General features: G+C 48.2%; 25 protein-coding genes. 19 read left to right on the top strand and 6 right to left on the bottom strand.

The genetic code is table 11. The features are described 5' to 3' along the window. Positions 1–9: 9 nt before the first annotated feature. The gene (locus tag KS4_RS03840; protein WP_145074880.1) at positions 10–1,284 is read right to left on the bottom strand and encodes a pre-peptidase C-terminal domain-containing protein; all 1,275 of its coding nucleotides are present in this window, start codon (positions 1,282–1,284) and stop codon (positions 10–12) included. A 494-nt stretch (positions 1,285–1,778) separates the two neighbouring features. Here KS4_RS03840 and mutL point away from each other — a divergent pair, with 494 nt between their 5' ends. From mutL to KS4_RS03825, 3 genes are all read left to right on the top strand, one after another. After that, entirely contained in the window at positions 1,779–3,716 is a 1,938-nt protein-coding gene (gene mutL, locus KS4_RS03835) for a DNA mismatch repair endonuclease MutL (RefSeq protein WP_145074877.1), read from the top strand. Between the two features lie 457 nt (positions 3,717–4,173). Further along, complete coding sequence (locus KS4_RS03830; RefSeq protein ID WP_145074875.1) at positions 4,174–4,701, top strand: ClbS/DfsB family four-helix bundle protein; 528 nt, start codon at positions 4,174–4,176, stop codon at positions 4,699–4,701. Positions 4,702–4,902: 201 nt separating this feature from the next. After that, complete coding sequence (locus KS4_RS03825; protein ID WP_145074873.1) at positions 4,903–5,625, top strand: PEP-CTERM sorting domain-containing protein; 723 nt, start codon at positions 4,903–4,905, stop codon at positions 5,623–5,625. A gap of 59 nt (positions 5,626–5,684) precedes the next feature. Here KS4_RS03825 and KS4_RS03820 read toward each other — a convergent pair whose 3' ends face one another. Both KS4_RS03820 and KS4_RS03815 read right to left on the bottom strand, forming a co-directional pair. Continuing rightward, positions 5,685–6,164, bottom strand: a complete 480-nt coding sequence (locus KS4_RS03820) for a hypothetical protein (RefSeq protein WP_145074870.1) — start codon at positions 6,162–6,164, stop codon at positions 5,685–5,687. 267 nt (positions 6,165–6,431) lie between these two features. Further along, a complete protein-coding gene (locus tag KS4_RS03815) occupies positions 6,432–7,343 on the bottom strand; it encodes an FkbM family methyltransferase (RefSeq protein ID WP_145074868.1) in 912 nt (303 codons plus the stop codon). A 367-nt stretch (positions 7,344–7,710) separates the two neighbouring features. Between KS4_RS03815 and KS4_RS03810 the strand changes: the two genes are divergently transcribed. From KS4_RS03810 to KS4_RS03785, 6 genes are all read left to right on the top strand, one after another. Continuing rightward, the gene (locus tag KS4_RS03810) at positions 7,711–8,391 is read left to right on the top strand and encodes a PEP-CTERM sorting domain-containing protein (protein ID WP_200761541.1); all 681 of its coding nucleotides are present in this window, start codon (positions 7,711–7,713) and stop codon (positions 8,389–8,391) included. A gap of 315 nt (positions 8,392–8,706) precedes the next feature. Next, positions 8,707–11,814: a discoidin domain-containing protein gene (locus KS4_RS03805; protein WP_145074862.1), complete on the top strand. Its 3,108-nt coding sequence runs from the start codon at positions 8,707–8,709 to the stop codon at positions 11,812–11,814. A 172-nt stretch (positions 11,815–11,986) separates the two neighbouring features. Next, on the top strand, positions 11,987–12,943 hold the full coding sequence (locus KS4_RS03800) for a GNAT family N-acetyltransferase (protein WP_145074859.1): 957 nt from the start codon (positions 11,987–11,989) through the stop codon (positions 12,941–12,943). 373 nt (positions 12,944–13,316) lie between these two features. Continuing rightward, the gene (locus tag KS4_RS03795; protein WP_200761540.1) at positions 13,317–14,033 is read left to right on the top strand and encodes a PEP-CTERM sorting domain-containing protein; all 717 of its coding nucleotides are present in this window, start codon (positions 13,317–13,319) and stop codon (positions 14,031–14,033) included. A 417-nt stretch (positions 14,034–14,450) separates the two neighbouring features. Continuing rightward, positions 14,451–15,179, top strand: a complete 729-nt coding sequence (locus tag KS4_RS03790) for a PEP-CTERM sorting domain-containing protein (RefSeq protein WP_145074853.1) — start codon at positions 14,451–14,453, stop codon at positions 15,177–15,179. 92 nt (positions 15,180–15,271) lie between these two features. Beyond that, positions 15,272–15,994, top strand: a complete 723-nt coding sequence (locus KS4_RS03785; RefSeq protein WP_145074850.1) for a PEP-CTERM sorting domain-containing protein — start codon at positions 15,272–15,274, stop codon at positions 15,992–15,994. Positions 15,995–16,044: 50 nt separating this feature from the next. Here the strand turns inward: KS4_RS03785 and KS4_RS03780 are convergent, their stop codons facing one another. Continuing rightward, positions 16,045–16,257 (bottom strand): hypothetical protein, encoded by a 213-nt coding sequence (locus KS4_RS03780; RefSeq protein WP_145074847.1) that lies wholly within the window; start codon positions 16,255–16,257, stop codon positions 16,045–16,047. Between the two features lie 114 nt (positions 16,258–16,371). Here KS4_RS03780 and KS4_RS17470 point away from each other — a divergent pair, with 114 nt between their 5' ends. The 10 genes from KS4_RS17470 to KS4_RS03740 all read left to right on the top strand — a co-directional run bounded on the left by KS4_RS17470 (position 16,372) and on the right by KS4_RS03740 (position 24,929). After that, complete coding sequence (locus KS4_RS17470; RefSeq protein ID WP_200761539.1) at positions 16,372–16,536, top strand: hypothetical protein; 165 nt, start codon at positions 16,372–16,374, stop codon at positions 16,534–16,536. A 744-nt stretch (positions 16,537–17,280) separates the two neighbouring features. Beyond that, positions 17,281–19,425: an elongation factor G gene (gene fusA / locus KS4_RS03775; protein ID WP_145074844.1), complete on the top strand. Its 2,145-nt coding sequence runs from the start codon at positions 17,281–17,283 to the stop codon at positions 19,423–19,425. A 323-nt stretch (positions 19,426–19,748) separates the two neighbouring features. Beyond that, positions 19,749–20,597, top strand: a complete 849-nt coding sequence (locus tag KS4_RS03770; RefSeq protein WP_145074841.1) for an aldo/keto reductase — start codon at positions 19,749–19,751, stop codon at positions 20,595–20,597. A gap of 3 nt (positions 20,598–20,600) precedes the next feature. Then, positions 20,601–21,338, top strand: coding sequence for an SDR family NAD(P)-dependent oxidoreductase (locus KS4_RS03765; RefSeq protein ID WP_145074838.1), 738 nt, complete (start codon positions 20,601–20,603; stop codon positions 21,336–21,338). A 15-nt stretch (positions 21,339–21,353) separates the two neighbouring features. Further along, on the top strand, positions 21,354–21,875 hold the full coding sequence (locus tag KS4_RS03760; RefSeq protein WP_145074835.1) for a zinc ribbon domain-containing protein: 522 nt from the start codon (positions 21,354–21,356) through the stop codon (positions 21,873–21,875). Between the two features lie 33 nt (positions 21,876–21,908). Further along, entirely contained in the window at positions 21,909–22,532 is a 624-nt protein-coding gene (locus KS4_RS03755; RefSeq protein ID WP_145074832.1) for a LysE family translocator, read from the top strand. Between the two features lie 138 nt (positions 22,533–22,670). Continuing rightward, complete coding sequence (locus tag KS4_RS17465; protein ID WP_200761538.1) at positions 22,671–22,811, top strand: hypothetical protein; 141 nt, start codon at positions 22,671–22,673, stop codon at positions 22,809–22,811. A gap of 133 nt (positions 22,812–22,944) precedes the next feature. Then, on the top strand, positions 22,945–23,385 hold the full coding sequence (locus KS4_RS03750; RefSeq protein WP_145074829.1) for a hypothetical protein: 441 nt from the start codon (positions 22,945–22,947) through the stop codon (positions 23,383–23,385). 50 nt (positions 23,386–23,435) lie between these two features. Beyond that, positions 23,436–24,053 carry a MotA/TolQ/ExbB proton channel family protein gene (locus KS4_RS03745; protein WP_145074826.1) on the top strand — a complete coding sequence of 206 codons (618 nt, stop codon included), beginning with the start codon at positions 23,436–23,438 and terminating at the stop codon, positions 24,051–24,053. A 126-nt stretch (positions 24,054–24,179) separates the two neighbouring features. Then, entirely contained in the window at positions 24,180–24,929 is a 750-nt protein-coding gene (locus tag KS4_RS03740; protein WP_145074823.1) for a pyridoxine 5'-phosphate synthase, read from the top strand. Between the two features lie 398 nt (positions 24,930–25,327). Here KS4_RS03740 and KS4_RS03735 read toward each other — a convergent pair whose 3' ends face one another. Then, complete coding sequence (locus KS4_RS03735) at positions 25,328–25,699, bottom strand: hypothetical protein (RefSeq protein WP_145074820.1); 372 nt, start codon at positions 25,697–25,699, stop codon at positions 25,328–25,330. A 45-nt stretch (positions 25,700–25,744) separates the two neighbouring features. Then, positions 25,745–26,791, bottom strand: a complete 1,047-nt coding sequence (locus KS4_RS03730; protein WP_200761537.1) for a Gfo/Idh/MocA family protein — start codon at positions 26,789–26,791, stop codon at positions 25,745–25,747. Positions 26,792–26,878: the final 87 nt, after the last annotated feature.

The following is a 26,878-nucleotide window of genomic DNA, read 5'->3' as shown; positions in this document are numbered from 1 at the left end:
TCCCGCGGGTCACTGCGAACTAAGGGAAGGCGATTGAGTTAAATGAGCAGGTTCGGGAACTGCTGTGACTTTGAGACGTAGTGAATAAAATTGTGCGTCGTCGGAAAGACCGAAGACGCTTATGTAGTAGGGGCCAGTTGTGTTGAGGGGGAAGTTGCGGATTGATTCATTGCGTCCTTCACCGTTGTCATTGATGGTTTTGAGGACGTAGCCATCAGCATCGATGATTTTGAAACCGAGATCGGAAAATTTTCGCATATCTACCCTGGATTCAGGTTTTTTGCCGCCGCCGCCAACGCGTCGGCTATATTCGTAGCCGGCAGGTGTTAGCGTAATGCTGATTGTTGAGCTGGATGTGATGTTGAATTGATATACATCGGTATCTGATTCGTCATCTATTGATACGAAGTCAGATTCGTTTGGTGAAATAAATCGACGGGGACTGCGAAGCGCATCTCTACCAATGGACCATGTAGCGCGGCCAGTGAGGGTTCCGATTTTCTGTGCGGTGTCGAGTGTGTCGTTGCCGCCGAATTGCTCGTATTTGTCCCCATATAGTCTTTGTGCAAGGAGGATTTCATCGAGTTGTGGGCCAAAAAAATTCTTTTCTCCGCGTATCTCCATTAATTGTTCTGTGCTTTTTGAGGAGATATGGCTTAAGCCTATGCCGTGCCCGCTTTCATGCAGAATGGTGTTATTGAAATTAACGGGGTTATTTTTTCTTATGGGTTTTGATGGGTCAAACAACTTCCAGCGAGATGTCCAGTTGTGATTGATGAACATGTCACCGTTATTTTCGTGGTAGCTATATGCAACATCCCCGCCCTTAGGCCCCATTTTTGCGCCCGCAATACGGACATCCGCTCGCTTATCGAGTTCGCCGGGAAGACCGCCTTGTCCATGTCTGGCGCCATCGTCGTAGGGGACATAGACGAAATTGATTCCTGTTAATTCGCTCCAACGCTTAAAGGAATTATCAAAAAGTTTAAACCATGGACGTTTGGTCAAGTCATCCCCACCGGCGCCTGAGCCGAGTTTGGCATCCATCGCCGCTATGAATGTGCTCGTTCGAGTGGGTTTTCCTTTGCGATAAGTTTCTGTACCGTCTTTCACGAATCCCCAAGTCAGTGTGATTGAGCGGCCATGTTCCGAGCCGACGTTTCCATCTGTTGCAGTTTTTTTCCATCTGCCATTCTTGCGAAATCCCTCGTAGACGGCGAACGCATGAGTGGTCATAGCGAAAGTCAAAATACAAACCAAATAGCACTGAAGCGTTTTGAACATGGTATTTTCCCGGGAAGGTTGGTATTGCGCAGTTTTAATATTGCCTGTCAGTGTGAATTAGTATTAGGGTCTGCACTCGTTCAATGTGTAAATCGCATCATAACATGAGTTATTAGTATTGACATTAACAATTGAGGAAGTGACTGAAAATTAAGGCTGGGCATATCGATTGGGTTTTGAAGCAAGGTAAGTAAATCGTTGCGCGGGACACGCCTTTTATTTAGTTCTACCGAGGAAAGAAAAGGTAGCCAGGGGGAAAAGGTGGTGTGTGGGGGGGGGAGGAAAAGGTGGCAGGTACCTTATACTGCCTACAAGAATCAACAATACATCTCATAACATTTCTAACTAACAATTAGTTAGTGTTCGAATGTATCTGAAAAACTACGCGACATCAAAACACTGTATACGCCAGCATCTCCAGCCCGCAATCAAACTCAAATTCCTCAATATTTCCCGACTAGCACAACCCTCTTTCCCCCCTTACCATATCCCACATGAAGATCCGTAAACTGCCAACACTGCTCATCAACCAGATCGCCGCCGGCGAAGTCATCGAACGCCCCGCCTCGATCGTCAAAGAGTGCGTCGAAAACTCCATCGATGCCCAAGCCACCCAAATCGATATCGCCATCGAACAGGGCGGGCATCAGCTTATCCGCATCAGTGACAATGGTTTAGGAATCGCAGAAGACGAACTTGAGCTCGCCGTCTCCCCGCACGCCACCTCCAAACTCCATTCCCCCGATCAACTTGCCGCTATCGGCACACTCGGCTTCCGCGGCGAGGCCCTTGCCTCAATCTCATCCGTCTCACGCACCAAAATCACCTCACGCCCCACGCGTGACGGCAAGGCTGCCGAGGCCGCAGCCGTCCTCGAAGTCGAAGGCTCACGTCTAAGCCCGCCCTACCCCGCAGCTTGCGCGCCGGGTACGATCATCGATGTGCGCGACCTTTTTTTTAACACACCCGCTCGACGCAAATTTTTACGTCAACCCTCAACCGAATTCGCCCAGATCAACGAGATCGTCACGCGTATTGCGATGTGTAACCACAATATCGGCTTTCGCTTAACGCATAACGACCGCAAAATTACAGACTTACCCCCCAACCAAACGCGCGCACAGCGCGTGATTTCATTAGTTGGTAAAGATATCAAAAACGGGCTGCTCGAATTTTCGCATGAAGACCTCGCAGAGCATGGCGGCGCCACGCTCTGGGGTATGGCTGGACTCCCGGAAATTGCCCGCGCTACCAACAAGTTTTTGTATCTCTGTATCAACGGGCGAGTTATCAAAGATCGCAATCTGATCCATGCGGTGCGTGAAGCGTATCGCGGCTTGATTCCGCCAGAAAAAACGCCGGTCGCAGCGGTGTTTATTGAAATGCCCGCTGAGGATGTGGATGTCAATGTTCACCCATCCAAAGCGGAGGTGCGTTTCCGTAAACCCAAGCAGTATTTTGGTTTAGTACGCAACGCGATCCGGCAATGCCTGCTCGACAATGACCTGATGCCCACGGCGAAGCTTTCCGACGATGCGGTTCCCGCGTTCCGACCTGTCGAACAGGAAAAGGTGCCGGAAACCGAGGCGACACAAGCCTTTGTCGACTACTTCAAGAAGATGGCGCCGAAGCAAAAAGGATTTGCGTATCAGGAAGTGCAACGCGCAATCCAAACCGAGGTCTCAAAGGAAGCGCCGCTGCTGAACGACACGTTCACGCAAGCAGTGAGCGAGCAAGAGGTTGTAGACACGGAGACGGGTGAGGTGATGGCCGCAGCCAATGATGCGGCGCCTATTCTGGCGGCTGAACCACAGGGCTTGAATCTGACACCCGTTAAAATCCTGCAAATCCACAACAGTTTTGTGGTTACAGAAGATGATCAGGGTATCGTGATCATCGACCAGCATGCGCTTCATGAACGGATCATGTTTGAAAAACTAACGGCACGCGTGCTGGGGACAAATTCTGGCGCCCCTAAAAGCTTGGAATCACAACGGTTATTGATGCCGGAGATTATTGAGGCGAGTCAGAACGAGCAGGAATTACTGGAAGAATTGAAGCCGCTGTTGGTGAGATTAGGGATTGAAGTCGAACCGATCGGCCCACATGTTGTTGCACTGCAAGCATTTCCATCGTTTTTGTATTCACGCAAAGTTGAAGCGGTACCGTTTATGCGGGAGTTGATTGATAAGTCATTGGAAGGTGCGATCTCGATCAACGATCCGGCAGCAGAGGAAAACGCGCTGCATGAAGTCCTCGATATGATGTCGTGTAAAGCCGCGATCAAAGCAGGCGACAACATGACCGAAGATCAATTGGCTGAACTACTTGCGCAAAAGGATAAGTTTGAGCGTACCAGCAATTGCCCGCACGGCAGGCCGACGACACTACGTCTCACACTCAAAGATCTATACAAACAGTTCGGCCGCTAACCCCCCCTGTTCGTCAGATCATTTTTCCAAATCCGCCCTTGACCCTGCGCGCTAAAGGTGCTGCATGAAATTGAGGTTGGATTTGCCCGCTCGTTTTTTGTGTGAGAGGAGGGGGGAAAGGGGGAGAGAAGAGGGGGAAGAAAGGAGGGGGGGGGGTGCTGCGGCGCGGCGGGTTCTTGCGCACAGAAAGCGATTTTCGGGGGATTTCCTGTATGAGAAAATGGACGTTTTTAGCTTAAAAACAAGCGATTTTTGAAAAATCGGATTAGTTTTTGTCGGTTTTGATGCGTTTATGATCCGTTATTTTTTAACAGTATCGATGATTTGCGCACAAATGCACGGCGCTGATTCTTGGCACGGCTTTTGCATGTAAGTGTTATTACATATCATGGGGTATCGTGAGTATCTAATCGTAGGTTAGCACGATTTGGTTGATTGACGTGTTGAGGGTTTTGATATGCCATTAGCTGAAACTAAAGTCGAATTGTTAGCGCAACTTGAGAAAGCTTATCGTCTGTTAGACGATGAGTTTGAGGGTATGCTGGAGGGGGATGCAAACAAAAAAGGGGTCGCGAGTTCGAAGAGCAAAGATGGGGAGATGGTGAGTTGCTGCGAGGTCGTGGCGTATCAGATTGGCTGGGGCGGATTGTTATTGGGCTGGGAGGCAGCGGAACGTGATGGTCAAAAAGCTGTGATGCCATGCGCGGGTTACAAGTGGAATGAGCTAGGTAGACTGGCGGATCGGTTTTATCGCGAAAACAAGGGTAAATCGTTGAAACGATTGCGAAGTGAGTGGGCGGATATCTATGCGAAGATTAGAAGGATGATCGAATCGCTTGATGAGATAGAATTGCTTGAGGTTGGGCAGCGGAAATGGACGGGTGAAAAATGGTCGATGGTGAAATGGATTCAAGTGAATACGATCGGGCCGTATGGTTCGGCGAGGACGCGGGTACGAAAGTTTAAGAAAAGCTTACAAAAGTAGGATTTATGTGATGTCGGATTCAATGTTGGAAATGCATGAATGATGATTTTATATATAGCACGAATAATTGATGGCTGAGGGTGTTCGTGTATTGCATCGATAAAATGACGTGATAGGCTTGTGCTACGAGACATGCAGTCAACGTTATTAGGCTGCAAGAAATAATTGCTAGACAGATCTGAAATTCAGGAGAAAAGAAAGATGAGACAACTAGCTTGTGTTGCTGGGGTATGCGCGTGCGCATTGGGATTTGGTTTGATTGGTGAAGTGAATGCGGAGAGGTATCGCGCGGTATTGATGACGGATTTTCTGTCGGATAAAAATGATTCGGATGGTTTCGATTTCATGTCGATCACCGGGGGAGAAATTATTTTTAACGTACAGGATGTGCTGACGTTTGAGGATAATATTGAAAATCAGGGTGGATCGCTGACGATTTATACGGGTGCGATATTTGAGTCGTTTACGTTGTTTTCAAGCAATGGGAATGTTGAGGTGGTCTCGCAACTGACGCATAGCGCGGAGGCTGAGGTTACGTTGTGGGATCGGAATAAGACTGATCTGGTGTTTGACAATCAGCACCATTTGGATGTTGACATGATTCAGTATGATGGGATGGATATTGAGCTTGAAGTGCAGACGGATGAAGGGGATCCGAATCATGAAAATTTGTTTACAGCGGGTACGCCGGGGCCGAATGTTCCGAATGCGATTTTGTTGCCACTGTTTAGTAATGTGACTGAGCGCGATGCGTTGACGAATGATTCGACGGTTTCGTTTTACAGTGACGGCACGACCTATGCGGAAGGCAGTGCGTATTTCTTGATGAGTTCATTGGAATTGGTTGAGGTACCGGAGCCTGCGAGTTTGATGCTGCTGGGGCTGGGCAGTCTTGCAATTTTCGGAAGAAAACGTTTAATCTAACCGTCAATTAGACATAAATAATCTGCACTGCATACATCATTGATGTGTGCAGTTTTTATTTATTTTTCGGTCAGACGTTGGAGTTTGATTTTGATTACGGAGGCGATGGCGATGCAGGAAACGAGGATCATAAAGCAGGCGACGAGGTCGAGCCATGCATTGACGAATTGGTGGAAGTTGCTGCTGTACTGATACTGGACGGGAATCCAGTCGATATCCCACAGACGGCGAGAGCCGATGCGGCTGCCGGATCTGGCTAGGGTGTACATGAAGTTCAGGAAGACCCAGACGAACCATGCGGCGGGGAGGATGGAAAGGCATTTAGCGAAGAAATGAAGGAAGTCATAGCTGAGTGCTTCGCGAGAGATGAGTGAATCTTGTTCGGATGTAGGTACATCTTCTTCGAGGACAATTGAGTTGACGATATAGCCTTCGGATTCGAGGGCGCGGCGGGCAATATCGACGGTTGGTGCGTTGACTTTACGGGTGTATTCGGGTGAGTTTTCATTGTCTTGCAGGTATGCGATATAGATGGGCATGATGAAACTCCGGAAGGTGTCGTATGTCCGTGAACAGGCGAATGGTGTTTGTATTATAGGAATTTTTGCGAGGAAAGATCGTTTTATTAAGGGAAGCGAAGGAGTAATTAAAAGATGAGGGGTGATGAGATGGTGGTGGGCGCAGTGTGTGTGGGGGGGGGGATATTTGAATTGCAGGTATAGGCGGCCTGGGGTCACTGTGATTTTCTTGCACAACACCCCACGACCGGCGGTCGTGGGCTTGAGGGAGCTTTTGCTTTTGTGTTATTAGATGGGTTGGATTTGGTGGGTGGCGGGGATGGGGGGGACTAACTTTGTATTAGATTTGATCGGGTAAGCGATGAGATCGAGATGGTCGGTGGGGTTAGATAAGTTGTGGTAATAACCCATGATTTCATCAGTGGTAAGCTGAACTGTTTTATAGGGGGGGGACGGTTGGATGATGGCGAGGGTGTAGTTCAGGGAAGTGAGGAGGTTGAGGTAATCGAGGGGCGGGAAGTCGTGGTTGTTTTTCATGGCCCAGGGATGGAACTCGGTGAGGATGATGGGGTGATGCTTCTTGATGAGTTTGGCCATGCCACGAATGGCGAAAGGTTCGTGGGATTCGATGTCGATTTTGATGAGATTGATACGGGGTTCGTTTTGGAGGATTTCATCGACGGGTTTTGCGGGGACGATGAGGTGATGAGGCTGGGAGGAGACAAGAGAGGAAGCGACGCCGCCGTTGGAGCCAACGGTGGTGAAACGGAGAAGTTTTGGGGAATCGTGATCGGAGGCGGCGTAGGGATAGAGGGTGATATTGTCTTGCGCGTTGTTGTGGAGGATGGATTGGTAGATGAGTTGTTGGTTTTGGGGATTGGGCTCGAAGGCAATGACGCGGCCTGCGGGTTGAGTGAGGGCGTGTGCGAGGAGGGTGAAGTAACCGAGGTTGGCGCCGATGTCGAGGACGACGTGGCCGGGGGCGAGGGATTGGGTGAGGATTTGTGTGACGTGTGGTTCGTAGGATTTGAGCCGAAGGATGCGCTGGCCGTTGAAATCGTGGGGGTGAACATAGAGGGAAAAATTGGGGAGCTGTACGAGTTTTTTGCGTGAGAGGTCGAAAGTTCGGCCGGCTTGTTGGGCGGGGGTGAGGCGGAGGAGGTAAAGGGCGATTTGTTTGAGAAGGGGGATGATTCGCATGTAGCGGCTATGGTAAGGGGTGAGGCGAATATCGGATATGGGTAGAAGCCCGATGTTATGATGGGCAGGATTGGCGGGTTAGGAGATGCTTATTTTAAGAAAACAGCTAAAGTTGGATTGCGAAAGTCCGTTTAAGCGGGCAAATTGGACTCATTTTCTACGATACATAGGGGAATCGCCTAGTTTCCATTAAAGGATTCCCTTATCTTCTGTGCGGAAGCGGAAACTTACTCAAGAGATGCATCCATAGAGGCTTGTCGTTGCGGCTGTGTACAGCAGAGATTGCTTCCGAAGATTGGTGATTGAGGCTGGTGGGGAGGATATGTGTCGCTGTACATGGGCGCGGAGCCGCTGTGGAGAGAAGAGGATGACGATGTTGAAAAAAGGTTTAGCGATTGGATTGTGCGCGCTGGGAATGGCGTACTGCGGCCAAGTAGATGCGGCGATGTACAAAGCGACCGTCACGGCTGATGGGTATGACTACGATGAATATGATTCTTTTGACTACAGCAGTTTCTTTAGCTTTGACGTTTACTTCACGATTGATGCTGACAAGCTGACCTATGATGCAGCCAACAGCAGCGGCAATTCTGGGACGCGGTATAACGGCTTGAAGATTGATGCTGTTTACGGCGAATCAAACGAGACTAAAGAGATCCTTGCAAGCGATCTTGATGCTTGGGCAACTTTGTCGATCGGTACTGACAGCGAAGGTCAATACAAGCAGATCATGATCGAGACAAATGATTATGAGATGATTTTCAAGACACGTTGGTGGGCTAAAGATGATCTCTATGCGTCGTTTTTGGACAAAATCTCTGGCAAGCTTGCGATGAATGATCCGTTTTCACCATCGTTTGATACAGATGCAGAACGTAAGAAGTTTTATGATGAAGCATCTGTTGGCAATTATGGTAGTGAAGGTTTCTTCTTCGGTGAGATGTTGGATCTGAAAGTTGTTGATGGTTTGCCAACTGTGCCGGAGCCTGCGAGCTTGGCGATGTTTGGGCTTGGCGGGTTGGTGATGCTGTGTCGCAAGCGTGCGTAATCACGAACACATGCTGAGATAAGAAAAGAAGATGAAGGCTGCATACGGAAGTGTGCGGCCTTTATTTTTTATGATCAAATCAAGGCAGAAACGACTTCCATGCTGAGATTACTTGGTGTAGAATGTAAACGCTTACATTGCTGTAATTCGTTATCTTTTGCTTGTTCGGCCAAACTGAATGATGAAGTCTTGATGAGTTATGGCTGTGGGGTGGGTGGATTTGATTGCTGCATCAGGTGTGCAGTGGATTGCGTTAGAAAAATGTGTTTTGGCTGATCGCGTTAGAGAGGGCATCTTTTGCGCGACAGGTATTGCATGGCCGCTGATGATGAGACATGGCGGATTGGAGAATACATGATGTATCAGGTTAGATTGATCGTTGGTGTGGTGCTTTTTGCGTGTTGCGTATTGATGGGGCGTGCGTGGGGCGGGAGTGCGAAATGGGTGACGGAGGCGTCATCGACGCAGGTCGGAGAAAATCCTTCTGGTGTGGCGGTGGATGGTGATATGTCAACGAGGTGGGGGTCGGGTTTCAGTGACAATCAGTGGCTGATGATTGATTTGGGGGAGCCGACGGAGATTTATGGTTTTGTGATTTTTTGGGAAGCGGCGTACGCGACTAACTACAAGATAGAAGTATCGGTTGATAAAAAAAATTGGGAGATGGCTTACGAGACGACAAAGGGGGATGGGAATGGTGATTATGTTTACATTAAGCCACGAACTGGAAGATATTGCAGAATTACGGGTGTGAAGCGTGCAACGGGTTGGGGGATATCGATATGGGAGGTGATGGTTCTTGATGAATCGGTGAAGCCGCGGGTTGAGGGAGATGGGATGGTGGAGAAGTTGCTGGATAGTGATTTGGAGTCGGTGTGGCGTGCGGATTTGAGTAAGGGGGAGGCTGAGGTCTTGGTTGATCTGGGGCAGGTGTTTCCAGTAACGGGGCTGCGGATTGATTGGGCTGAGGGGTATGCGAAGCGGATGGTGGCGGAAAGTTCGCTTGATGGGAAAGCGTGGCGAGTGATTGGGGAGATGGATGAAGGGCGGGGGCAGCTGGATTATTTGTTGGGTGAGTTGCGAGATGCGCAGTATCTGCGGATGCGCTTTTGGGATGCTCAGTCGGAGGATGGTGTGATAGGGGTGCGTGAGTTAACGTTGCGCGGGCCGGGGGAGGAAATGACGCCGATGGCGGCTTATCAGATTGCGGCGATGAAGGCGGAGGCGGGGTATTATCCGCCATCGGTTTCGAAGCAGCAGGTGTATTGGACGGTGACGGGCGTGCCGAATGATGGGGAGGAATCGTTGCTGGATGAGTATGGGAATTTGGAGGCGAAGACGCGCGCCCCGATTTTGATGCCTTACCGTGTGAGCGAGGGAAAGGTTTATCACGCACAAAATGCGGCGGGGATTGAGCAGCGTTTAGCGAAGGGGCATTTGCCGTTGCCGAAGGTGACGTGGCGGCATGCTGATGTTGATATGGATATTGAGGCGATTACGGCAGGGGCGGAGAACAAATCAACGACTTATGTTCGGTATCGGCTAACGAATAAGACGGAGCGGGATTTGTCGGGGACTTTGAATTTATTGCTTCGGCCGGTACAGATTAATCCGCCGTGGCAGCATGGTGGCTTCGCACCGATTAAGAAACTTGGATTTGTTGAATCAGTGAGTGGCAGGCAGGTAATTTTAGTGAATGATGAGCCTGTGTATGTCACGCTGAACGGCGAACCACGGTTTGATGCGAAAGTGTTTCGGCATGGGGATATTATTGAGCGTCTACTTGAAGATAATAAGGGGGAATCGGCGCGGCAGTTTGAGGATAAAGAAGGAATGCTGTCAGCGGCGGTTTCTTATGATTACTCGTTGAAACCTAACCAGCAAATAGACTATATGATTGCGGTACCTTTACATGAAGGTTCTGATATTGAAGGGAATGAATTTACGAGTGCGGCTTTTGATTTGCTTAAGCGAGGACTGATTCGCGATTGGGAAGAACGGCTGGGACGGGTTGAGTTTTCGGTGAATGATCGTGAGATCATGGATACGGTGAAGGCGCAGATTGCGTATATTTTGATCAATCAAGATGGGCATGCGATACAGCCGGGCTCGCGAAACTACAATCGTTCGTGGATGCGTGATGGGTCGATCACGGCGACGGCGATGATGCGGATGGGATTGCTTGAGCAGGCGATTGATTACATCAATTGGTATAAGCGGAGTGGTATCGCTGAGGATGGGCTGGTCAATCCGATCTTGAATACGGATGGGACAGTCAATGATTGGTTTGGCGCGGATTTGGAGTATGACAGTCAGGGGCAGTATTTGTACTTGTTGATGACGTATTACCGGTTAACACATGATAAACAGTTTTTGACTGAGAACTATGAGACGATTAGACGGGTGCTAAAAAAGACCGAGGAATTAAGACTCGGAACGACGTCGGGAAGTTATATGGCGGATGTGGAACATGGTGATCGGTTCAGAGGGATTTTGTTGCCATCGATCAGTCATGAGGGGTATTCCGAGCCGATGCATAGTTACTGGGATAACTTCTTTGCATTGCAGGGGTGGGAGGCAGGACGTTTTGCGGCGATGGAGATGGGGGATCAGGAAACGGCAGACTGGGCGCTGGCGCAGTACGGTAAGCTTTATGAGGGGTTGTTGCGATCAATCACACAAACGATTGAATACAAAAAGATTTCGTACTTACCTGCGAGCGCGGATTTGGGGGATGCTGACCCGACATCGATTTCGATTGCGTTTTTTCCGTGTAATCAGCAGCAATTATTGCCTGAGGCGGAGTTAGCGTATACGTATGATCATTATGTGCGGCAGATAAGGGAGCGAAGTGAGCCTGGGTCTTCGTTTACGTATACGCCGTATGAGGTGCGGAATATTAATGCGTTGGTGGCGATGGGTCAGGTTGAGGCGGCTCATGATTTGTTGAAGATGTTGATGAATCATAGAAGACCTGCTGGGTGGCGACATTTGGCAGAAGTGGTGCATAGTGATGTCCGCAAGGGGAGTTACATTGGAGACATGCCGCATACGTGGGTGGGATCGGGATTTGTGCATGCGGTCTTGAATCTTGTTTATTATGAAGCGGATGAAGCGTTGCATCTTTTGCCAGGGACGCCGGTGGAGTGGTTGCGTGGGGATGGGGTCAGGTTGGCTAGGGTTCCGACGCGATTTGGCGAGTTGAATATGACGGCAAAATATACGGAGGATCGCCTTGTAATTCGGGTGGAGCCGTTGACGCATGATGTGGGGCTGAAACATATGACTGTGGATTGGCAGGGTGAGAAGCCTGTGGATGTGAAGGCGGATGGGAAGCGGGTGTCGATGTCATTGGATGGGCGCATCATGTTGCCGCATGACACTCGGGAGGTGGTACTGATGTTTGAGCCATCTGGTGAATAGTGAATCTCAATTTTTTGTAGAGATGCCAAGCCCTGCCCTGTGTGGGGCTTTTTTTTGGAAACATTGCAATATGTTCAATCGTTGATGTTTTATATAGGTTCTGCGATAATGTGGTTTGGAAGTTGCCAAAAATTGGGTACAAAGAAACTTGAAGACAACAAGGAAGCTGAAGATGAGTGTGACGGTTGAAGCGATTTGTGTGCGTGAATATGCGGTAGGCGACCTTGAGGGGGTAGTATCGCTATGGAATCAGGTGCTAGTCAGGGACGGGATCAGCGAACGAGTATTTATGGAGAAAGTGTTGGCGGATTGGAATTTTGATCCGGCAGGGTGTTACGTGGCAGTTGACCAAACTTCCGGCGGAGTTATTGGATTTATGTTAGGGATCGTGCGGCTGAACCCATTGGAAGGGATTGGTATGCAGGAGGATTTAGGTTGGATTACGAGCTTCTTTGTTGATCCGGTGTATGAGCGGATGGGAATTGGGAGCCGCTTGCTGAAGGAGGTGATGGGGTATATGCAGCGAATGAATAGACGATTGGTCAATGTATCAACGTACGTGCCAAACTATTTTATTGCTGGTGTTGATATTGATGCGTATGCGAGTGGCTGGGCGTTTTTGAAGAAGCATGGGTTTGAGAAGCGCGAAGGCGGAGATGTTGTGGGGATGGGGAATGAGTTACAGGATATGGTGATACCTGAGAAGGTGAAGGAGCAGGTGAAGGAATTGGCGGCTGAGGGGATTGAGCTCAAAATGTTTGAGGATAAGTATGCGTTTTCGCTTTTAGATTTTCTGCGCAAAGAGTTTGCGGGTGATTGGGCGAGTGTGATCGTGGACAAGATCAAGAAGGGGACGGATGATGAGATTATTGTTGCGACGAAAGATGAGGAAGTGCTGGGTTATGTGCAATGGAATGGATCGCACTTCGGGCCGTTTGGGGTGAGTGAAAAATTACGAGGTAAGGGGATTGGATCGATTTTGTTTTGGCAGGTTGTGGAACAGATGAAAAAAGCTGGCGAACACTTTATATGGTTAGGATGGACGGGCGGCGCGGCGGCAAGATTTTATGCGGAGAAAGGTGGGCTACATGAGGTGAGACGGCACGAGGTGATGGTGAAAGAGATGTAAGATGAATTGTACCGTACTGTATTTAAGACTGACTTCTCAATAGCACGATATTAATAGTGCTATTCCGATTGATGTGATTGGGCTGGGCAATATAGGCTAACACGATTCATCAATTCAGTGAAACAATTTGCATCATGCATTTAATCATGTAAGCTTGGGTTTAATGGGTACGAGGAGATCTGCTCATTTCTTTTTGCAGCGTCATGTTTGTTTATGGCAAAGATTTTGATTGCTGCTATGTAACTCGATGAATCAATCATTAGGCGAGCGATAGTGATCAATTACTATGCGTGAATGATCAATTGCTTAACTCGCAATCCTGCTGGATTTTTCTGGCGATATGGATGGCACTTTTTATTGGAGGAATGAGATGATGAAGGCATTCAAAAATATTTTAGTTTTTGGGGTGGTCATGATGGGTATGGGGGGATTGAGTCATGCGGCAACACAGTATCAGGCAGAATTTGTGGTAAGCGGTACACCAGAAGATTACGATAGCAATGATGGTTTTGATTATACGGCGATTACAGGTATCACCGCTGTATTTACTGTGCCTGATACATTGACACATACCGATGACGATGATTACGGGGAAGCTACAGTCACGAGATATTATGATTCGTTAAGCTTGGACAGTCTTGTCGCACATACAAGTACAGGTGACATTGTGCTACCCAAAGGGTCTGATCCGCTAACAGATTTGGCACTAGCCAATGTATATGATCCGGCCCCAGGAACTACAAAAAAGCATGTGCTCTATATTGATAGCTATGGCATTGATGTACCTACATTTCAGGTTGAATTGATCACTGATGAAGGGCATGCGAATCACGGCAACTTGATCAAAGCGGGAACGCCCAATTTGAATCTGCCGAACGATCAACTTCTCCCGACGTTTACGAGCGCGATTGATCCGAGCCAACTGTTTAGCAGCTCATCGGCAAAGCTCGTCTCAGATAGCTTCCGTTTTGCTGATGGTGTCGCATACTTTGATATTGCGAGCGTACAGATTTTACCTGTGCCTGAGCCGGCGAGCTTGGGATTGATGGGCTTAGGTGGACTGGTGATGCTGCGACGCAATCGGGCATAATAACGAGCAGATATAATTTGAATTATCAACATTGCACGCAGTTAACTGCGTGCAATGTTGTTTAGTTGCGGTAAGATTTTTCATGCCGCGCAAGCCGAGTGGGTTATATGACTCATTGACTTGGATATGCGCAATAGCTACATGCCTACTTACGGTTTCCTGGGAATATCTGCATGCAACAGAACCATCTCGACTTGAAGACCGTTTTTTTTGATGTAAGCTACGCACAGTGAGTACGAGGAGATCGACTCATTTCTTGAGCAATGACGGTGCGAGAAGCTGTTATTGCGATTCAATTAAAAAGTAGATTCATTCTGTGTAACACCCGTTGCATTAGAAGTCTATTACATGGTTAGCTTAGCCCGAATAAGATGAGTTTGGGATGTATGTGACAGCTCAACAGGAGAGGAATGCGCGATGCGGCTAAAAAAAGCGATGAGTGTTGTGATATGTAGTGCGACGATGGGTTTGTTTGGTGTTGCAGAAGATGCGGCAGCGGAGCAAATTTACACAGCAGATTTGGCTCTGGCTGGTGTGTTTGATGGGAACACGTCGGATGCTTACGACTATGAAAGTATTACGGGGATGACGCTGACGCTGACCATTCCGGATGCGCTAACGATGACAAGCAATATCGAGCTGGATGGCGGCTCGGCTACTTATTATTCGGGCGTTACGATTAGTGACGTGACGATTCACACGACGAGCGGGGATTGGATGCCGAGCCTTGTGTATGCGGCTGAAGCAAATCTTTGGGATTATGTTGATGGCGGCATACAGAGTATCAACCATTACAGTTTTGGTAATGTTGGCGACGAGATTACGGGTATTACATTTGGACTCGAGCGGGTATTGGGGATTTTGCCGGGATTACCATCGTTTTTTAATGTCGGCACTGGTGCGAGTGGGGCGGGTACATTTGATCCGAATACATATTTGAGCAGCGGTTTGCCAACGTTTACGAATATAAGCGAACGTCATGCACTTTATACGAATGGCGGCTACACGAGCAGTGAGATTATTGGTGCTGGTGGGTCAGCGTATTTCGATATTGTGAGTTTTACGGGCGGGCCAATTCCTGAACCAGCGAGTCTTTCACTATTGGGTTTGGGCGGCCTCGTGGTGCTTGGGCGCAGGCGTGGGTGATATTCATCGATGTTAATAATTAAGTTCATAAATTGATTCTATTGATTCTAATTTAGATCGTGTCTTGCGATACGCAAACGGAGAGAAAAAGAATGAAATTCCATACAACAATAGCATTGGGTTTGGTGGCAATGGGACTGGCTGGAATATGCGAAGCAGCGACGACATATCGCGCGGAAATGGTGACTAATTATGCGGATGATCGTGATGCGGCAGACGGGTTTGATTACAACACGGTAACAGGCGCCACGGTTGTGTTCACGTTAACCGACAGCTTGGCGATGACGGATAACGGGGAATGGCAAGACGGTTCACAAACGGATTATTCGGGTGTCATTTTCGATGAAGTCATTCTGCATACAACGAGCGGAGATGCAGTGTTGTATACGAATGTCGAAGCGACGATGCAGTTGTGGGATCGAGCAGACTATGGTAGTCAGAACATTTCGTTTGTAGACGCGGTTCCTTATGCGGATCCTGTAAACCCGCCTTCATTCAATTTTGACATTACGAAAATTGATTGGCTGCCACCTGCGGCGGCGCCGGATTTGTTTAATGTGGGAACTGGTGCAAGCGGGCCGGGCACGTTTGATCCGAATACGCTGATTGATGGAAAGCTGCCGACGTTCGTGGATACGGCTGAACGCGACACCAAAATTAATAGCTACAGCGGCAATATGTATAGCGATGGCAGTGGATTTGCTGAAGGTGGCTTGGGATTTGATATCCAATCGTTGGTTGTTGTGCCGGAGCCTGCGAGCATCATGCTACTGGGATTGGGCGGATTGGCGATTCTCGGCCGCAAGCGTGGATGATCGGATCGCGACAGGTATAGGGGATAGAATTTAGGTGTGGGATTGAGCGGTTAGCTGCAAGGCTGACCGCTCTTTTTGTTGATGAGTAAACTGGCGATGGTTTCTTGAGCTTTGCAGAGGCGGATGAGGTATTTGAGGGCGAAGCCAAAAACAGCGGAGGTGAAGCTGAGGATGAGAAGTAAAATAAAACTGGCAAAGATTGCATTACCGTTGTGCGGGGCGTTTGAGTAAGCAATCAGGTGACCGATGGTGACGGCGATCATGGCGAGGATTGAGACGGTAATGATGAAGTTGCCTAGGCGGTCGGCAAAAACGTCGTCGTAGGTTTTGTGGGCGTCTTTGGGGATGGTCGCCAGCTTGCCAGGTGCCGGCTCAACGTGAAAAACCTTGAAACCGGCTTTGGTGAAGACGGTTCGGGCGGATGCGATGGTGATAGCATTGATGTGATGCTGGAGGTAGTCGATTGGCTCATCTCTGGGTCATTGGTTCAACGAGATATTGTGGCAAACAAATCTTCAAACTGTAAGCACTTACGTGACTAATGTTACTGACATAAACTCGTACAATTAACTTTTCGAGCTAAGTGGAGCGGACTATGTCGTAAAAAATGTTTTAAATATGTAAATGATGAAGATTTTTAGCTTTTCGAGTGGAAGATAGGCGAACCACTGCTAATATTTCGGGCAAACCCCTAAATACGTCGAATACCGGTAAGTTATTGATCAGTCGGAGATTGGGATTTGATTGTGGGGCCACCAGGTTGAGTGCATTTGGGGCTTTGGAGAGTGATATGAGGGCGGATTGGGGGAGACGATGATTGAGGAGAAGGGTGCGGCAGTCGATATATTTGTCATATTGTGCCGAGTTTAACGTGATTTAGGGGCATGGATGGGGCGTGAGTAGGCCTTAAACTTGACGGGGGGCGTAAAGCGGTTATTCTTTTCGCTCCACGGAAATTTACTATTAATAGTAGCGCCTTGATTTTTTGTGTTGTTTTGGGCGGCAGAGGGGGCTGTGGAGAGCATGTAACGCGGGATGTGAGGGAGTTAGAGCGTTGCATCAAGCGGTAAGGCGGGGAATTGAGAAGCCAGGTTGGAAACAGGCTGAGAAGCCCCACCCAAGAGTATGCCGCGACGGCCATGAATGTGGCTGTTAGGGATGGAACGGCAAGCAATAGAAGAAATTTAGACTGGCGAAAGCTGGTATGAATAGAACGGTGCTCGATGCACCGGCTAATATTGATAACAAAGTAGCAGACCTCTTTTTTCAGTTAAAGGTTAGAAGGTATGAGCACCGCAACAGCAGCTCCAAAAGGGAAGCTGGGTCGTCTAGACATGACCCGTAACTTCGGTATCTGTGCCCACATCGACGCAGGCAAAACGACTGTGTCCGAGCGTATCCTGTACTACACCGGTAAGAACTACAAGATCGGTGAAGTTCACGAAGGTACGGCTACCATGGACCACTTGGAAGACGAACAGCAGCGCGGTATTACCATTCAGTCTGCTGCGACGACTTGTCCGTGGGAATTCAACAACACCACTTACACACTGAACCTGATCGACACGCCAGGCCACGTTGACTTCACGATGGAAGTTGAACGTTCGATGCGTGTGCTTGATGGCGCAGTGGTTGTATTTGACGGTAAGGAAGGCGTTGAAGCACAGTCAGAGACTGTGTGGCGTCAGGCTGACCGTTACGGCGTCCCACGCGTCTGCTTCATCAATAAGATGGACAAGATGGGTGCGGACTTTGAGTTCTCGTACGGCACACTGATTGAGCGTCTTGGCGCACCAGTCATTCCAGTGCAATACCCAATCGGCGCATCCAACGATCACGTTGGTGTGATCGACCTGATGGAAATGAGAGCTTATTACTTCTCCAAAGAAGATATGGGCTCAACAGTGACAGAGGAAGATATTCCTGCTGAGCTGAAAGACAAGGCTAATGAATGGCACCATAAGATGGTGGAATCTATTGCTGAGCTTGACGATGCACTGACTGAAAAATTCCTGATGGAAGAAGAAATCAGTGTTGATGAGCTCAAAGCAGCACTTCGTAAGGGCACCTTGGCTCAGGAGGCTCACCCAGTTTTCTGTGGTTCAGCTCTCCAAAACATCGGCGTTCAGAAGCTGATCGACGGTGTGATTGAATACCTGCCAAATCCAACGGAAGTTCCTGAAACTCAGGGTACTGATGTTAAGGACGCAGAGAAGAAACTGTCTCGTCCACACAGTGAAGACGCACCTTTCTCAGCATTGGTCTTTAAGATTGTTAACGATGCACACGGCGACCTGACTTATGTCCGCGTTTACTCGGGCGTTCTTCAGAAGGGTACACGTGTGTTGAACTCGAACAACGGCAAGAAGGAAATCGTCTCACGTATCTTCGAAATGCACTCGAAAGAGCGTATTGCTCGTGAAGATGCGAAGGCTGGCGAAATCGTTGCTGTTGTCGGTCTGAAGACCAGCTACACCGGCGAAACACTGTGCGATGCGAACGATCCAATCGTTCTTGACCGTATGGAATTCCCAGACCCAGTTATCTCCATGTCTATTGAACCGGCAAGTGCTGGCGACAAAGAGAAGCTCTCAAGTGCATTGGCAACGATCCGCCGCGAAGACCCATCGTTCCAGTTCCACTATGACGATGAAACCGGCGAAACCATTATTGCTGGCATGGGTGAGCTTCACCTTGAGATCATCAATGTTAAATTGACTCGTGACCTGAAGATTGGCGTCAACGTCGGTCAGCCACGCGTTGCTTATCGTGAAACGATCAACGGCACGGCTCAGGCACGCGGCATTCATAAGAAACAGTCCGGTGGTCGCGGCCAGTTCGGTGATGCAACTATCATCGTCAGCCCAATCACTGAAGAAGAAGCCAAAGAGCAGGACTTGCTATACAAGGACGGCATTGCTTACCAGGACAGCATCACGGGTGGTTCAATTCCTCGCGAATACATCCCATCCGTCGGCGTTGGTGCTCGTGCAACTGCACTGGGCGGCGTCTTGGCTGGCTACCCACTGATCGGTTGTAAGGTTGAAGTCATCGACGGTAAGTACCACGATGTCGACTCCTCACAGCTCGCATTCGAAATGGCTGGCTCGATTGGCTTTAAGGAAGCGACCCGCAAGGCTGGTCTACAGCTTCTTGAGCCTGTTATGAAGGTCTCTGTCACAACTCCAGACGAATTCTTGGGTAATGTGACGGGTGACTTGAATCGCCGCCGTGCGATCATTGCGGACACTGAGCAGCGAGGCAACACCCGTATTGTTACGGCTGAAGCACCACTCAGTGAAATGTTTGGTTATTCAAACAGCCTCCGCGGCATGTCACAAGGCCGTGCCAGCTACTCAATGGAACCATTGGATTACCGTCCAGTTCCAGATAGCATTGCTAAGGAAATCGTCGAAGGCGAGAACAAGTAAATAGCAAGCCTTTGTGGAAAGTCTCGAATGGGGTTTGCATTTGAGACCGTCGGATGTTAGAATACCGGCATAATAAATTAGACCAACCACCTTTCTCGCTTCTATAGCGAGACCCCAACCGCAAGACCACGCCAATCCCCACGGCGTGGTCTTTTTTTGTGCGCATACTTACTAGAGGCTGCTAAGTGGTGAGAAACGAACCGCCCTGCCCCATTGGGTTAGGTATCTGACTTCATATCCGATGCCGTGGGGTATGATTACAATGTAAGCAAGTATGCGAATCGTAACGTATGCTAAAAAAATTACTGAGTGTGAGGTGATGTATGAGACGAAGGCGATTAGGCCGTACGGATCTCGAGGTGTCTATCTTAGGGTTAGGCGGCGTAACGATATGCGAACGCCCACAAGAGGAAGTGAATGAGGAAGTAAGGTGGGCATATGATCAGGGGATACGATATTTTGATGTCGCGCCACAGTACATGAACTCTCAAGAATTAATGGGGCCGGCCCTGAAGCCTTTCAGGAATGAAGTCGTACTGGCATGCAAGACACTAGAGCGAACAGCAGATAATGCTAATCGTGAGTTAGACGATTCACTCAATAAATTATGCACGGATCATTTCGATTTATACCAACTCCACGCGATGACGACAGAAGAAGATTATAAGCTCGCAATGGGTAAGGGCGGAGCTATTGAAGCCCTAATGAATGCAAAGAAAGCTGGAAAGATCAGATACGCTGGCTTTAGCGCACACAATGAAGAAATCGCCCTGAAACTTATTGCCAGCGGGCTATTTGACAGCATGTTAGTGCCGCTGAATTTCGTGTCGTATGAAGCAGGGTTTGGGCCGCGAATGTTAGCGGCAGCCAATGAAAAGGGGATGGGTATTTTAGCTCTAAAAAGCATGGCGAAAACCAAGTTGATTGGCGAACGAACGCATTCGAAATGCTGGTACGAGCCTGAGGATCGTGAAGAGGCGATTGGTTTACTGTTGCGATATACGCTGAATTTACCGGGTATTGCGGCTGCGATACCGCCGGGCGATGCGAAACTAATGCGGATAGGTGTTGAGCAAGCGGCTAAGAATTGCGAGCCGCTTCATGATGAGGAACTAACTAAATTAAAAGATTTTTATTGTACAGTTGAGCCGCTGTTTCCGCTGGAAGGTTAATGAATGAAAAATGCGATTGTGATTGGCGCGAGTTCAGGGATTGGCGAAGGTTTTGTTAGAAAGCTAGTACGGGAAGGGTATCGCGTGGGAATGACGGGGCGGCGTACGGTGGAGATGAAGCGAATACGGGATGAGGTCGGAGAAGACAATGCGCTGATTAGAGAGATGGATGTCACCAAAACGGAAGAAGCGAGAAAAATTTTCAAGAGCCTTACGAATGAAATGGCTAAAGATGGCGGTATCGTTGACATGGTGGTAATTTCGGCGGGTGTCGGGAAAAACAATTCGATGGCTGACTGGGAGATCAGTGAATGGACAAATGGAGTGAATGTGGTTGGCTTCACCGCGATTGCGGATGCTGCGATTGAGTTGTTTCAGAAGCAGAAGAAAGGGTCACTTGTGGGGCTAAGCTCAATCGCAGGGATCAAGGGGATTGGAGATGCGCCAGTTTATAGCGCTAGCAAGGGGTATGAAAGGCTTTATCTGGAAGCAGCCAAACAGTACTTCATGAAGCACCGGTTAGACGTGAATGTCACAGCAGTTTTGCCAGGATTTGTTGATACGGAACTGGTAAAGGATAATGATCGTATGTTCTGGGTGCAGCCAGTGGAGAAGGCTGTTGATCAGGCTTATGCGGGGATTATTAAGGGGAAGTTTTACGTGGTGGTCACGAAACGATGGCGGCTAATGGCATGGATCATGCGGGCATTGCCGCGATGGGTATGGTTTAGGGCTTGCTAATTTCCAAAGGTTAAAATGAGTGAAGAAACGAATAACAACGACCGAGAATATTGGGAATCAGACGATCCGAATGCGGATGTGTATGTTGAGGAAATGGGTGAGAATGCAGAGCTTGCTTGTCCCGGCTGCTTCACACAGAACCCGAAGGAAAATCATTTTTGCGAGCAATGTGGCAAACCTTTAACTGGTATTGCAAGCAGCGATCCGTTTGGGCAGATTTTCAGTGAAGGCTACGCGTACAGATCTGCAACTGAAAGAACATCAGAAAAAGGAAGCTCGATCGTACTCATTGGCATGTGGCTGATTTTTGGACCATCTGTGCTGATCACAGGATTAGGCTCGATTTACACCTTATATATAGGCTTTTTCGGGGTCATTGAGTACAACAGTCAATTCGACTCGCACCATGCAGTATATTCAACCGGTATCGCAGACAACATTCTACTGAGTATTTTACAAGCAACAGTCCTTGCTTTACTCGCAATGTTATTGGGAACGCTGCTATACAAAACAACCAAAGCACAGACGAAAAATTAGTCTGAATGAACATCAAGTCAAGGCGTAAATATTATGGTCACATGGGAAAAATTAGTTTTGTTTATTGGGGTAACAGCAGTCTTGGCAGTCACACCCGGTCCTGACGTGATCTATGTACTAACTCGCGGCATGGCTCAAGGGACGAAGGCGGCATTGGCTGCAGCGTTTGGCTTTGCAACTGGAAGCTTGGCACACACTGCTTTTGCAATTGTGGGGATCAGTGCGATACTTCAAGCGAGCGCAGTTGCTTTTATGGTGATTAAATTGGTGGGCGCAGGTTATCTGATTTATCTGGGGTTGCGTGCTCTTTTTGATAAATCTCATTTCGATATTTCGGGCAAACTCGAAGGCAAGCAGATCAAACAAATTTATAAGCAAAGCGTGATTGCGAATATATTGAATCCGAAGGTGGCAATTTTTTATCTATCTTTCCTACCCCAATTCATTAATCAAGATAGCAGGGCATGGACTCAGCTACTAGAACTCGGTGCCGTTTTTATGGTGATGACGATCTTGGTTTTTGGAGTCATTGGCGTCTTTGCTGCGAAACTTGGCGAGCAACTAAAAAAGAATGATAAGATTGCGGGGAGCATACGATACGTCTCTGGAAGCGTGCTATGTTTGTTGGGGATTGGACTTGCAATACATGATAGGTGATTGTTTTTTTCTTTGATGATTGGATGTTAGCGCTTAAAATAGTGATGCGAGCAGATTGCTTGCTTGGCTTGTATGGTTTTGCATTTCACTTTGAATGATTAGCTAGGTTATCAATCCCAATATCTAAAGGGGATTAACATGTCGAAGCATCATGCGAAGAAAAAGAGAGTACATCACAAAGAACCTACGCGTCACAAATTATTAAATGCTGTTTTAACCAATCCAGTATTTTGGGCAACGAGTATCATTGTGTTTTTAATTGCTGTTGCAATGATGTAAGTTTCGATGGAATGAGTTGATGGTGGCTACGTCATATTGCAAGATGACGTGTTTGTTTTTATTGAAAAGATATCGGATATGCTGGCGAGCGGGGATTGGGGCTATTGCATGTCTATTGAGTTGGTGGTGTGGGATGATGGCTATCCATGAGTTAGGTCATGCATGGGGAGCATGGCTTAGCGGTGGAAGCGAGATTGATATTATTGTCCCCGCCGTTGGTTTTTCAAGAACGACTATTGGGATCAATCCGCAACCGCTGTTTGTGGCGTGGATGGGTGCAAGTGCTGGATGCGCCGTGCCGTTAGTTATGGCGATAGGCTCCACGATTGTATGGAAACGCGTGGGAATTATGATCTGGCCGCAACGCTGGACGTTGGGGTGGGCGGGCTTTTGCTTGCTGGCCAATAGTGCATACATCGGGCTGGGATGGATAAATCATATTGGTGATGCGGGTGATCTGCTGCGACATGGTGCTTGTATTTGGCAGCTAGTTATTTTTGGTTTGGTCGCAATGAGTAGCGGGTTCTGGATTTGGCATCAGATGATCGAGAATAGACGTGCTGATAGCCGATAATGATTGATATTGTTTTTTAGAATTCTTTGAGATCTTTGTCGAGGCCCACCATGCAAGATCACCATACAGAAACGATTGATTCTTCACGCCAAACAAATGAGGAAGGCATGAAGCTCTCCAGTTTTTACATGGGCGGATTGCTGATGCTTGCCGTTATGGTTTGGGGGATGTCGGCGGCTGGAGATATTGGCGCGTGGATCTACATTCCGGAGATGATCATTGTTGGTGGCTTGACGGTTGGGGGGCTATGGATGACTTGCGGCTTAGGGGTCGTCATTCGGGGCATAAAAGCGGTACTGATTGGGAAACGATTTTCGAATAATGCTGAGTTTGTAGCGAGTGTCCGGGTGATGGATCGCGGAAGAAACATCGCGTGGATAGCTGGGATTTTTAGTTTCATCACAGGACTGATTGCGATACTACGTGATTTAAGAGATCCGAGTACGATTGGTATGGGAATGGCGACAGCGATGTTGGGGATACTGTATGCAGTCATTTTGGCTGAATTGATATTTGCGCCTTGTGGTAGATTTCTGATAACACGAAACGAGCATTTGGCTGGTGAAAAGCTAAAACACGAACCTTGGATGGCAAAGATGGCAATCCTGGTGATCGGGATGTCCTTTATAAATATGGCTGCGTCTCTGATGGCATTTGGCGAAATCTGATTGAATGAATACGGTTGGCGAGGGAGTGAGATTGCGGATAAAGTGTTGAGCTTTCCGATGGTATCTGTGGCAGAGACTGTGGCCCGTCCTGGCTGTGTTGTATGAAATTGATTTGGAAGGCTCGTGATGACGAAGCTGAGTGTAAATGTCAATAAGGTAGCGCATCTGAGGAACACACGGCATATGGAGGTGCCGAGCGTGACGTGGGCTGCGCGAACGGCTTTGGACGCGGGAGCGGTTGGTGTGACCGTACATCCAAGACCGGATGAGCGCCATATCCGTGAGTATGACGTCTATGCAATTCAGGAGGTTTTGAAAGAAACGGCATACGCTGGACGGGAATATAACATTGAGGGGAACCCGTTTGAAGGGAAGTATATTGAGCTGGTCACAACGGTGAAGCCTGATCAATGCACGCTAGTGCCGGATGATCCGGGAGCGTTCACGAGCAATGCTGGCTGGAAGGTAAGCGAAAATCGCGAACGGCTGATAGAAGTGATTGGCGATTTGAAGAAACACTGCGGGCGGGTGAGCTTATTCATGGATGCTGATCCTGACGAAATTCGACTGGCGAAAGAAGTTGGCGCAGATCGCGTTGAACTGTACACGGAGCCGTATGCGGATGCATGGGGAACAGACGAGCAGGATAACGTTTTAAGGCGGTTCATCGAAGCTTCGAAAGCGGCACAAAAAGCCGGACTGGGGCTAAATGCGGGGCATGATTTGAATCTAGATAATCTCGGCTATTTGATTCAGCATATTCCGTGGCTAGATGAGGTTTCGATCGGACATGCACTGATCGCGGATGCGCTACAAACTGGGCTGAAAGAATCAGTGAAGGCGTATTTAAATATCTGCAATCGGTTCACGGGCTAATCATTGCATACAGCGGATCAATAGATAAAAACACCCACATACTAAATGATGTGGGTGTTCTCTCCCTACCGGTATATCTCTCTACCAAGCTCTGATCCATATAACCTACGCACAATCGTAGCAGGCAACATGATGACGATGATAGAACCTCTCCGCCTTGGTTGGTGTTCGTTTCGTGTGGTTTTATGCCGGTTATAATAATCAACAATTATTGACTAGATCGATGTAAATGTAATTTATGACAATCTAAACGTTATACAAACATTTGAAAACAAGTACTTAAAATATTGAAATCAAAAATCAATAGAAGTTAAATTAAAAGTAACATGATTAGCGATGTAAGAATTCAATATATAGAGGAATCTAGTAAAATCAAAGCTTTTTTTGCAGTTTAATGATTATTCTTTATCGGCTGATTTGGCTTTGCTGTAGCTAGATTCTGCATCTGAAATGAGCTGGCTCATTGAGTGCGGCATTTGTATTTCCGTGTAACGGCTGACAAGATTTGCTTTGTGTTTTTTTATTAGAAGCGCAGCGCGGTTAAGGCCGAGAGCTTGCTCGTCAGTGGAGAGGCCGCTGAGGCTTTCAAGTGCAAACCAGACGGCCTGAAGCATGATCACATCAGCGATGGAATCCTTCATTCGTGCCCCCTCGTCATTCGAAGGGAGCGCAACGGCTGAACGAGCAAACTCAACCCATTGTCCAAGGAGTGCTGCCCACGTGATCTGATCGGCAGGCAATGGTTCGTATTTAGATTCTGAAGAATTCATGACCGAGAATTATACCATACCTATCCAAAGACGGCTAACCATGAATTAGACTATGACGACATCACTTGTTTTTGCAGCCCGCCAAAGAGCATCCATTTTTTTCATATATTTAAAGCCTTCTGCAAAATCTGGTGATACACCCCAATCACAAGAAGGGATGCCTTCTTGAGCCAAATGGATCGCATCTATAAAATCCTGCTCAACTTGCCAATCACGCTGCAGTGTGACAGGCGGGCCTACAGGATGAAATGATTCACCATTTTTTGCACGTTCAATCTCGCCATCGTAGTTGATGCGCATGGCGCCGTGACTACCGGTAATCGTGAGGTGGTTTGCGTTTTCACCAATAGCCACGCCGGAGTGGTCTTCGAGAATAAAGACCCCACATTTCAGCCAACCGGCGACTTTTACAATTTGCGGGATGCGCAACTCATATTCCTGATTGTTGTTTTCAGGGTCAGGCTTGCTGTCGATTGGTGATTCAAACTCGGCACGCAATTCTTCATATTCACCAAGCCAAGCATTGATGGTTTCGGCCCAAATACCAATTTGCATAATCTGCTGGCCAGAATATTCGGTGCGTTGCCGCCAATTTAACGGGCCAAGATCTGCGGCGTTACGGCATACAAGACGTACCTCGCGAAGATCACCAAGTTCGTTATCAGCAAGCACCTGCTTAATATAAGGCTCATAAGGCATGCGGTGAGGCGGTGGACAGATCATGTCTACGAGATGCGGGCTGTCATCAGCGGCCTCGAGCATTTGCCGAGCCTGTTCTACATCAGCGGCCATTCTGGCCTGGCAGAACACGTGCTTTCCGGCTTCAAGAGCAGCGATTGACATTTGGGCATGCGTGTATGGCCAAGTGCCAATAAAAACAGCATCAATATCCTCTCGGGCAATGAGCACATTCCAATCAGTATCGACATCTTGGAAACCCCATTTCTTAGCGATTTTACTACTACTATCGGGGGTCCTATTACAAACAGAAACCAGTTCTACGTCTTCAATTGCTTTAAGGCCGGGCAGATGCCTGAGTTCACAAATTGCACCGGCACCAATGAAACCGATTCTGATTTTGTCTTGCTGCATAACTGAATCCCTGTAATGCGGTTGTTCAAGGCTTACTTGCGCATAAATTGCTGCGATGTCATTTGAGCATAACGCGGATTGTAAGTC

Origin of the sequence: Poriferisphaera corsica (genome assembly GCF_007747445.1) — a bacterium.
Taxonomy (GTDB): domain Bacteria; phylum Planctomycetota; class Phycisphaerae; order Phycisphaerales; family Phycisphaeraceae; genus Poriferisphaera; species Poriferisphaera corsica.
This window is presented reverse-complemented; position numbering and strand designations above follow the sequence as displayed.

What these genes read in the sequence shown, in the direction of transcription:
- fusA (WP_145074844.1), top strand. Translation starts at nt 17,281, where the DNA reads ATGAGCACCGCAACAGCAGCTCCAAAAGGGAAGCTGGGTCGTCTAGAC.
- KS4_RS03840 (WP_145074880.1), bottom strand. Translation starts at nt 1,284, where the DNA reads ATGTTCAAAACGCTTCAGTGCTATTTGGTTTGTATTTTGACTTTCGCT.
- KS4_RS03805 (WP_145074862.1), top strand. Translation starts at nt 8,707, where the DNA reads ATGGCCGCTGATGATGAGACATGGCGGATTGGAGAATACATGATGTAT.
- KS4_RS03815 (WP_145074868.1), bottom strand. Translation starts at nt 7,343, where the DNA reads ATGCGAATCATCCCCCTTCTCAAACAAATCGCCCTTTACCTCCTCCGC.
- KS4_RS03785 (WP_145074850.1), top strand. Translation starts at nt 15,272, where the DNA reads ATGAAATTCCATACAACAATAGCATTGGGTTTGGTGGCAATGGGACTG.
- KS4_RS03830 (WP_145074875.1), top strand. Translation starts at nt 4,174, where the DNA reads ATGCCATTAGCTGAAACTAAAGTCGAATTGTTAGCGCAACTTGAGAAA.
- KS4_RS03730 (WP_200761537.1), bottom strand. Translation starts at nt 26,791, where the DNA reads ATGCAGCAAGACAAAATCAGAATCGGTTTCATTGGTGCCGGTGCAATT.
- KS4_RS03795 (WP_200761540.1), top strand. Translation starts at nt 13,317, where the DNA reads ATGAAGGCATTCAAAAATATTTTAGTTTTTGGGGTGGTCATGATGGGT.
- KS4_RS03745 (WP_145074826.1), top strand. Translation starts at nt 23,436, where the DNA reads ATGCAAGATCACCATACAGAAACGATTGATTCTTCACGCCAAACAAAT.
- KS4_RS03770 (WP_145074841.1), top strand. Translation starts at nt 19,749, where the DNA reads ATGAGACGAAGGCGATTAGGCCGTACGGATCTCGAGGTGTCTATCTTA.
- KS4_RS03825 (WP_145074873.1), top strand. Translation starts at nt 4,903, where the DNA reads ATGAGACAACTAGCTTGTGTTGCTGGGGTATGCGCGTGCGCATTGGGA.
- KS4_RS03750 (WP_145074829.1), top strand. Translation starts at nt 22,945, where the DNA reads ATGATGGCTATCCATGAGTTAGGTCATGCATGGGGAGCATGGCTTAGC.
- KS4_RS03760 (WP_145074835.1), top strand. Translation starts at nt 21,354, where the DNA reads ATGAGTGAAGAAACGAATAACAACGACCGAGAATATTGGGAATCAGAC.
- KS4_RS03780 (WP_145074847.1), bottom strand. Translation starts at nt 16,257, where the DNA reads ATGATCGCCGTCACCATCGGTCACCTGATTGCTTACTCAAACGCCCCG.
- KS4_RS03755 (WP_145074832.1), top strand. Translation starts at nt 21,909, where the DNA reads ATGGTCACATGGGAAAAATTAGTTTTGTTTATTGGGGTAACAGCAGTC.
- mutL (WP_145074877.1), top strand. Translation starts at nt 1,779, where the DNA reads ATGAAGATCCGTAAACTGCCAACACTGCTCATCAACCAGATCGCCGCC.
- KS4_RS03790 (WP_145074853.1), top strand. Translation starts at nt 14,451, where the DNA reads ATGCGGCTAAAAAAAGCGATGAGTGTTGTGATATGTAGTGCGACGATG.
- KS4_RS03735 (WP_145074820.1), bottom strand. Translation starts at nt 25,699, where the DNA reads ATGAATTCTTCAGAATCTAAATACGAACCATTGCCTGCCGATCAGATC.
- KS4_RS17465 (WP_200761538.1), top strand. Translation starts at nt 22,671, where the DNA reads ATGTCGAAGCATCATGCGAAGAAAAAGAGAGTACATCACAAAGAACCT.
- KS4_RS03740 (WP_145074823.1), top strand. Translation starts at nt 24,180, where the DNA reads ATGACGAAGCTGAGTGTAAATGTCAATAAGGTAGCGCATCTGAGGAAC.
- KS4_RS03820 (WP_145074870.1), bottom strand. Translation starts at nt 6,164, where the DNA reads ATGCCCATCTATATCGCATACCTGCAAGACAATGAAAACTCACCCGAA.
- KS4_RS03765 (WP_145074838.1), top strand. Translation starts at nt 20,601, where the DNA reads ATGAAAAATGCGATTGTGATTGGCGCGAGTTCAGGGATTGGCGAAGGT.
- KS4_RS03800 (WP_145074859.1), top strand. Translation starts at nt 11,987, where the DNA reads ATGAGTGTGACGGTTGAAGCGATTTGTGTGCGTGAATATGCGGTAGGC.
- KS4_RS03810 (WP_200761541.1), top strand. Translation starts at nt 7,711, where the DNA reads ATGACGATGTTGAAAAAAGGTTTAGCGATTGGATTGTGCGCGCTGGGA.